This is a genomic window from Bartonella sp. AA2SXKL (assembly GCF_042197205.1).
In the GTDB taxonomy this organism is placed as follows: Bacteria; Pseudomonadota; Alphaproteobacteria; order Rhizobiales; family Rhizobiaceae; genus Bartonella.
Genome location: NZ_JBHIRN010000180.1, coordinates 1 through 305, shown reverse-complemented (window position 1 = coordinate 305; position 305 = coordinate 1). Strand labels below are relative to the sequence as shown.

Annotated in this window: 1 pseudogene; it reads right to left on the bottom strand. The window is 42.0% G+C overall.

Annotated elements, in window-relative coordinates:
* Window positions 1-305 (bottom strand): annotated as a pseudogene (locus ACFINS_RS10545) (insulinase family protein); the annotation flags it as partial.

Below are 305 nucleotides of genomic sequence, written 5' to 3'. Positions count from 1 at the left end.
GCCAGCTAAATCAGTTAATCTTGCAGGAGTAATAAGCTCTAAGCGTTCAATTGTTTCAGATAGTGGAATTTCTCTGCCATAAAGAAGTATTTGACGGGCAATGAAATTAGCTTGACTAGATGGATTTTCCTGCGCCATTGTAAGGGTAGCTCGATATTGTGCTCGTGCTCGTTGAAGTTCATTGGTGTGGATATTTTTGCTTACCTTAGAGAGCTCATCGAGAATTACAGGAAGCAGTTCTTTTAGTTTCTCTTGTCCGGTGGCAGCGTGAAGGCCAAAAAGTCCGATATCTGAAAAGCCCCAAT